The 8,429-nt window shown below is 39.4% G+C and carries 5 protein-coding genes; all 5 read left to right on the top strand.

All coding sequences use genetic code 11. The features are described from left to right. Nucleotides 1-4,703 (top strand): ZmpA/ZmpB/ZmpC family metallo-endopeptidase (locus HMPREF2805_RS10220; protein ID WP_186822571.1); only part of this gene is annotated, 4,703 nt, incomplete at its 5' end. A gap of 157 nt (nt 4,704-4,860) precedes the next feature. Further along, nucleotides 4,861-5,421, top strand: coding sequence for a redoxin family protein (locus HMPREF2805_RS10215; protein WP_075232420.1), 561 nt, complete (start codon nt 4,861-4,863; stop codon nt 5,419-5,421). Between the two features lie 9 nt (nt 5,422-5,430). Further along, entirely contained in the window at nt 5,431-6,546 is a 1,116-nt protein-coding gene (gene msrB / locus HMPREF2805_RS10210) for a peptide-methionine (R)-S-oxide reductase MsrB (protein WP_075232419.1), read from the top strand. A gap of 78 nt (nt 6,547-6,624) precedes the next feature. Continuing rightward, nucleotides 6,625-6,732: a helix-turn-helix domain-containing protein gene (locus HMPREF2805_RS11140; RefSeq protein WP_148131649.1), complete on the top strand. Its 108-nt coding sequence runs from the start codon at nt 6,625-6,627 to the stop codon at nt 6,730-6,732. 158 nt (nt 6,733-6,890) lie between these two features. Further along, nucleotides 6,891-8,429, top strand: a 1,539-nt coding sequence (locus HMPREF2805_RS11355) for an SIALI-17 repeat-containing surface protein (RefSeq protein WP_186822570.1), incomplete at its 3' end; no start/stop codon positions are given.

The following is an 8,429-nucleotide window of genomic DNA, read 5'->3' as shown; positions in this document are numbered from 1 at the left end:
GCACGCAAGAAGAAGGCCACGAAGGCGAATCTCTAGTTCAGCCAGAAAACCCCGCCTACACCGGCGAAATCACAGCAAAAGGAACTCAAGAAGAAGGCCACGAAGGTGAATCCCTAGTTCAGCCAGAATTACCAGAGTATACAGTAGCTGAAGCAACTATCACAGAAACTGAAACTGTAGAAGTTCCATATACAAGAGAGTATGTAAATGACGATACTCGCTACACTGATGAAGAAACAGTAATTCAAAATGGTCAAGCAGGAAGTCAGCTGATTCATCGTGTCTATAAGACAGTCAATGGCCAAAAAGTTGGGGACCCAATCAGCACGAGTACAGAAACTGTTAAGGCTCCAGTAAACGAAAAAATTAGTCGTGGTACCAAGGCTATTGAAGGTAAAGTTGAAGAAGTTTCATTTGAAGAAATTCCTTTCGAGACAAGAACAGAAGTAGACAGCACTCTTCCGAAGGGAACAGAAGTTGTTGCTCAAGCTGGTCAAAACGGTAAGAAAAAGATTACCAAAGTCTATAAGACTCTTAAGGGCGTGAAAACTGCGGATGCTCCAACTATTTCAGAGGAAGTTGTCGAAGCTGCGCAAGATCGTCTCATTAAGAAAGGTGATCAAGTCCTCGCTGCGCCAACGTTGACAATTACTCAAATTGATAAAGAAGAATTAGAGCGTAGTGCCAAGGTTCGTTACCAATTGGTCAAACCAACAGGTGTAACCATTAAATCTCTTGAAGTTGTCTTGAAAGACGGAGACACTAGCCTTCAAACAGTCAACATGTCTGAGGGAGATTTGACTGCTAATCTTACAGACTTGAAATACTACAAGGACTACAAGATTGCAACCAAGATGGTTTACGATCGTGGAAATGGGAACGAAGAAGTTGTTCTCACGGAAGAACCACTGCGACTTGATCTCAAAAAAGTCGAAGTCAAAAATATCAAGGAAACCAGCCTTATCAGTGTTGATGACCAAGGTGTAGAAACTGATAATAGTCTATTGTCAGCTAAACCATCAGATGTTAAACCTTATTACTTGAAAGTGACAACTCATGATAACAAGGTTACAAGACTAGCTGTTGACAAGATTGAAGAAGTTACTGTAGATGGTAAAACATTGTACAAAGTAACTGCCCAAGCCCCTGATTTAATTCAGCGTAATTCAGACAACAAGTTCAGTCAAGAATATGTCCATTACTTTGCTAAGCCAAAAGCTCATGAAGGTGATGTTTATTACGATTTCAATGATCTTGTAAAGGCCATGCAGGACAATAAAAATGGAACATTTAAACTAGGTGCTGATCTTAATGCAGCTAATGTTCCAACACCAAATAAACAATATGTACCTGGTAAGTTTAGTGGAACTTTAACAAGTGTTGAAGGAAAGCAGTACACAATCCACAATATGGCTCGTCAATTGTTCGATAATATCGAGGGTGGCTCGGTTACAAATGTTAACCTAGGTAACGTTGATATCAATATGCCTTGGGCTGAAAATATTTCACCACTTGCAAGAACGATTAAAAATGCTACAGTTGAGAATGTCAAGGTGACTGGTAGTGTTCTTGGTAAAGATGGTATTGCTGGTATTGTCAATAAAGCAGATGTTGGTGGCCTACTTAAAAATGTCGCATTCATTGGTAAACTTACTGGTGTTGGTGACAAAGGCTGGGATATTGGTGGTATTGCCGGTGAAATTTGGAGAGGGAATATCAAACACGCTTATGTAGATGCTGATATTACAGCAAATAAAGCTCGTGTTGGTGGTCTTCTTGCTAGATCTGATAATGGTTCGGATCCTAATGGAATCGACAAGTATGCTTCTGTTCGTAATGCTGTTACTAAAGGAACCATTAATGTTAAGACACCTGTTGAGGTTGGTGGATTCATTAGTAAAAACTGGACATGGGGTAGAGTTGCTGATACTGTTTCAATGATGAAGGTTGAAAATGGTGAAGAGTTCTACGGTTCAAAAGACTTAGACGAAGAAGACGGTTACTATACAAACGATTGGATTGAGCGAAACTATGTTGTTAAAGATGTCAGCTCTGGTAAACGTTCATTCAAACGTTCTCGTACTAACAGAATTCAAGAAATCAGTCTTGAAGAAGCAAATAAAAAGATCGCTGAATTCGGTATCACTGCTGATACGTTTGAAATTAAACCTCTTGTTGAGGATACTCTCAATAATAAGAAAGTAAAAGCTGATACTTATAAAGATACTCAAGATTACGATGCCTCTCGTGAACTTGCCTACCGTAATATCGAAAAATTACAACCTTTCTATAATAAAGAATGGATCGTAAACCAAGGAAACAAACTTGCTGCAGGCAGTCCTCTCTTGACTAAAGAAATCTTGTCTGTAACTGCCATGAAAGGCAATGCCTTTGTGACAGAATTGGCTGATGCTGACCACATTTTGGTGCATTATGCTGACAAGACCAAAGACATCTTTACTGTTTCTCTGAAAGAATCTAAGGTTAAACAAGTGAAAGAGTACAGCATTGCTGAACTTGGAGAAGTTGTTTACACACCTAATATGGTTGACAAAGACCGTAGCGATCTTATCAATGCTATCGTTGAAAAATTAAGTCCAGTTGAGCTACAATCAGATCCAATTTACCAAAAACTTGGTAGAACAGGACCAAATAAAGTTAACGCTATCAAAGATCTTTACCTAGAAGAAAGCTTCAAAGAAGTCAAGGATAATCTGGCTAAATTTGTGAAACAGTTGCTTGAAAATGAAGATCATCAATTAAACACAGATGAGGCTGCTAAACGTGCTTTGATCAAGAAAATTGATGATAACAAGGCAGCGGTTCTCCTTGGTCTATCTTACCTTAACCGTTATTACGGAGTAAAGTTTGATAACTTCAATATCAAGCAACTCATGTTGTTCAAACCAGACTTCTATGGTAAAAATGTAAGTGTGTTAGACTTCTTGATTCAGATTGGTTCTAAGGAAAGTAACATTAAAGGTGATAGAACTCTAGAAGCTTATCGTGAAGCTATCGGTGGAGTTATCGGTATCGGCGAGTTAAACAGTTTCTTAGACTATAATATGCGTCTATTCACAGAAGACAAAGACCTAAATGATTGGTTCATCAAAGCAACCAAAGACAATGTCTATATCGTTGAACCAAAAACAACAACTCCTGAGTTTGCCGATAAGAAACACAGAGCCTACGAAGGTTTAAACAACGATGTGCATGGTAAGATGATCTTGCCACTCTTGAACTTGAAAGATGCCCATATGTTCTTGATTTCAACTTACAATACAATGGCTTATAGTTCATTTGAAAAATATGGTAAGTATACTGAAGCAGAACGTAATGCCTTTAAAGCTGAAATCGATAAGGTTGCAAAAGGTCAACAGAATTATTTAGACTTCTGGTCACGTCTATCAATCGATAAAGTTCGTAATCAACTTTTGAAGAGCAACAACATGGTTCCAACACCTGTTTTGGATAACCAAAACTATAAAGATATTAGTACTGATAAATACGGTCACACTAATAGTGGTAAAGATGTGGCGCCTATCCGTGAATTATACGGACCTACAGGACGTTATCATGCGACTGACTGGCGTATGGGAGCTGTGGCTCGCGTTTATCAGAATCCATATAAAGATGATTCTGTCTTCTTCATGGTTACGGATATGATTAGTGACTTTGGGGTTTCTGCCTTTACCCACGAAACAACTCACGTAAATGACCGTATGGTATACTTGGGTGGCTCAAGACACCGTGAAGGTACTGATTTGGAAGCATTTGCACAAGGAATGTTGCAAACTCCATCAGTATCAAATCCAAATGGTGAATACAAAGCCCTAGGTCTCAACATGGCTTATGAACGTCCAAACGATGGCAATCAATGGTATAACACCAATCCAAATGATCTGAAGTCACGTGACGAAATTGATCGTTACATGAAGGGCTACAACGACACTCTTATGCTTCTGGATTATCTTGAAGGAGAGGCTGTCCTCGATAAAGCAAATCAAGATTTAAACAATGCTTGGTTCAAGAAGGTTGATAAGCAATACCGAGGAAATAACACCAAGAACCAATTCGACAAGGTTCGACCTTTAAGTGATGAGGAAAAAGCTATTCCTTTACGCACAGTAGATGACTTAATTACGAACAACTTCATGACTAACCGCGGTCCAGGTAACAGAGTTTATAATCCTACTGACTTTGATTCTGCTTATGTGAATGTTCCAATGATGACTGGTATCTATGGTGGTAATACAAGTGAAGGTGCTCCAGGAGCGATGTCATTTAAACACAATACTTTCAGAATCTGGGGTTACTATGGCTATGAAAAAGGCTTCCTAAACTATGCTTCTAACATGCTAAAAGCTGAATCTAAAAAAGCTGGTAAAGATACTTTAGGTGATGATTTCATCATTAACAAGATTTCTGAAGGAAAATTCAACAATCTTGAAGATTGGAAGAAAGCATACTTCAATGAAGTTGTAACAAGCGCTAAAAAAGGAATTCAATCTATTGAAATTGATGGTAAAACATACAATAGCTATGAAGACTTGAAACGTGCATTTGCTGAAGCAGTTGATAAAGATAAGGCTACTCTAAGTAAGGGATCTGTCAAATTTGACAACACCGTTTCACTTAAAGAAAAACTTTTTAAGAAACTTCTTCAACAAACAGATAGCTTTAAAACTTCTATCTTTAAATAATCCAAAACTCTCATCTGCTTAGCAGGTGGGAGTTTTTTGTAATCAAGAAGCTTAATGATTTTCCAAACAGATTCTAAGTATTTTTAGCAAGGTAGGTATATAATAGAACTATAAAGCAAATATCTATATTCATATGATAACGAGGAAGGTGATGAAGATGAAAACATGGCAAGCAACTGTATTGGTCTGCGCGAGTCTGGTCTGTCTATCGGCTTGTAACAATCAGATGGAGAACCAAGCTGATAAGCAAAATGGAGACAAAAATGCACAAGTTAGCTCTCAAATGGCAAAACAAGGAGAAGAAGTTCCAGACTTTTCACTGACGGGAGTTGATGGTAAAACCTATCGCCTATCAGATTATAAGGGCAAAAAGGTCTATCTCAAATTTTGGGCATCTTGGTGCTCTATTTGTCTAGCTAGTTTACCTGATACCGATGAGCTGGCAAAAGAAGCAAGTGATGACTATGTCATCTTGACAGTGGTTTCTCCTGGTCAAAAAGGAGAGCAAGCAGAAGAAGCCTTTAAAAAATGGTATCAAGGATTGGACTATAAAAATCTCCCTGTCCTTCTAGACCCTTCGGGACAACTCTTAGCAAGTTACGGAGTCCGTTCTTATCCGACCCAGGCCTTTATTGATAAAGAAGGAAAACTAGTTAAGATCCAGCCAGGTTTTATGGATAAGGCAAGTATTGTAGAGAGTTTGAAAAGCATAGATTAGAGGTTACTCATGAATGATAAGTTAAAAACAATTGTATTCATAGGAATCATCATTTGTATTATTATTGGACTTTTATTTTTTTGGGAAAAAAGAAGCACAAGCTACACTGATACTTCTCAAATTGAGAAGGCAGCTGTTAGCCAAGGTCAAGGTGTTAAGAAAAAAACTGTGCCAGATAAAAATGCTGACCTACATGAAATCTATCTAGCGGGAGGCTGTTTCTGGGGAGTTGAAGAGTATTTTTCAAGAGTAGCAGGTGTGACAGATGCTGTTTCTGGCTATGCGAATGGCAGAGGAGAAACAACCCAGTATGAATTGATCGGCCAAACAGGCCATGCTGAGACTGTTCATGTGACCTACGATGCCAATCAAATTTCTCTAAAAGAAATCTTGCTCCATTATTTCCGCATTATCAATCCAACTAGTAAAAATAAGCAGGGCAATGATATGGGGACTCAGTACAGAACGGGAGTCTACTATAAGGACGAGCAGGACCTAGAAGTCATCAATCAAGTTTTTGAACAAGTTGCTCAGAAGTACGACCAGCCTCTAGCGGTTGAAAAGGAACCCTTAAGCAATTTTATCGTGGCTGAGGACTATCACCAAGATTATCTTCAGAAAAATCCAAATGGATATTGCCATATCAATGTCAATCAAGCATCCTATCCTGTTATTGATGCGAGTAAATATCCAAAACCGAGTGACGATGAATTGAAAAAACTCCTCTCTCCTGAGGAATATGCAGTGACTCAAAATAGTCAAACAGAACGGGCCTTTTCAAATCGTTACTGGGATAAATTTGAAGCAGGTATTTATGTGGATGTAGCAACTGGTGAACCACTCTTTTCTTCGAAAGATAAATTTGAATCGGGCTGTGGTTGGCCTAGCTTTACCCAGCCTATCAGTCCAGATGTTGCGACCTACAAGGAAGACAAGTCCTACAATATGGTCAGAACAGAAGTCAGAAGTAGAACTGGTGATTCCCATCTAGGGCATGTCTTTACAGACGGACCTAAGGACAAGGGAGGGCTACGCTATTGTATCAATAGTCTATCCATCCGTTTTATTCCTAAGGATCAAATGGAAGAAAAGGGTTATGGTTATTTGTTAGATTATGTTGAGTGAACGTGATATTCTTAAAAAGAATTTACTAGAAATACATTTTAATTCATAAGAAGTGTAGAATTTGGATTTTAGAAGCGGTTGGGCAATTTAATCGAACGTGTAGGTATTACTCCCGCAAATCTTTCAATACTGAAAACAGGCAAGGCTAAAGCTATCCGTTTTTCAACGCTTGAAGCTATCTACTAATAACTGGGTCGCTAGCCAGATGGTATATTGGAATATGTACTTAAATAAAAATATCGATTTATCTCGAAAATATTTTGTAAAAAAATCAACAAAATATTATAATAAGATTATGAAAACGGAATAAAGGAGATGTCTTTAAGGACAAGAACAAAGCTGATATGGAAGATAGAAAAAAGTTACAAAAATTTGCCATTCGTAAACTGAGCATGGGGGTGGGCTCGGTATTGATTGGACTTGCCTTCATTGGAGGAGCACTTGAACCCAAACTGGTTCAGGCAGATGAAACCAAGCAAGTTTCCTTTCACTATTTATCGGAATCGGAGTTGACAGCTGCTGAACGTGAACTCATTCACCATGAATTACCACAAGATCTTAGTCAAGAGAGCTATTATCTAGTCTATCGTAAGCAGGGACAAGCCGTCTTACCTCAAACAGGATCAGTCACCTTCCCCTTGGCTGGTCTTGGTCTTCTGACGGCTAGTTTGGTGGTTTTCCTATTTTCTAGGAAAAAGCCTTCTAAGATAGTTGGAGTGTTATTGATTGCTTCTGTAGGTAAGAGTTTATTACTCCCTTATCAAGTATTTGCTTTTGAACACAAGGACTTACTAGCTTATGATCAGACTAAAACCCTTGTCTCTGCAGATGGTTTCTCTCAAGGTATTATTGACATTAAAGGCTATGATTATGTCGGTTATTTATTAGAGTCCGATTTAAGAGGGACGGGGCAAGATCTAACATCTAGTGCAAATCCAGAAATTCCTGCAAAACCAGTAAATCAAGCAGCCGTTCATGAAATTCCCGAATTCACAGGCGGCGTATCAGGCGAATCCTTGGTTGAGCCAACAAAACCAACATTTGAAGGTGGAGTCAATGGCCTAGGAGCAGTAGCTGAAAGCTTACCAGAGTATACACCAGAATTTAGCAGTCAAAGTGGCATCCCAGAAGTCCACGAGAAACCCGCCTTTACAGGCGGTGTATCAGGTGAATCCTTGGTTGAGCCAACAAAACCAACATTTGAGGGTGGTGTTAATGGCCAAGGAGCAGTAGCTGAAACCCTACAAGACTATGAAGGTGGTGCAGTTCCAGTTGAAACTTTGAAACAGGAAATCCCAGACTTTACAGGCGGTGTATCCGGCGAATCTTTAGTTGAACCACCTAAACCAACATTTGAAGGTGGCGTCAATGGCGCGGGTACAGTAGCTGAAGCCTTGCCAGAGTATAAAGCAGAATTTAGTAGTCAAAGTGGCGTCCCAGAAGTCCACAACAAACCTGAATTTATAGGTGGTGTATCTGGCGAATCCTTAGTTGAGCCAACAAAACCATCATTTGAGGGTGGCGTCAATGGCCAAGGTGTAGTAGCTGAAACCTTGCCAGAGTACACACCAGAATTTAGCAGTCAAAGTGGCCTTCCAGAAGTCCACAAAAAACCAGACTTTACAGGTGGCGTATCAGGCGAATCCTTGGTTGAGCCGTCTAAACCAACATTTGAGGGTGGTTTTAATGGCCAAGGAGCAGTAGCTGAAACCTTACCAGAGTATGAAGGTGGTGCAGTTCCAGTTGATACTCTGAAACAAGAACATCCTGAATTCACAGGTGGAGTTAATGGTGAACCACTTGTTGAGCCGTCTAAACCAACATTTGAGGGTGGCGTCAATGGTCAAGGAGCAGTAGCTGAAGCCTTGCCAGAGTATAAAGCA

The sequence above is a fragment of the Streptococcus sp. HMSC034E03 genome, from assembly GCF_001811505.1.
Taxonomy (GTDB): Bacteria; Bacillota; Bacilli; order Lactobacillales; family Streptococcaceae; genus Streptococcus.
Note: the sequence above shows the minus strand (reverse complement) of the source record. Positions and strands in the feature narration are given on the sequence as shown.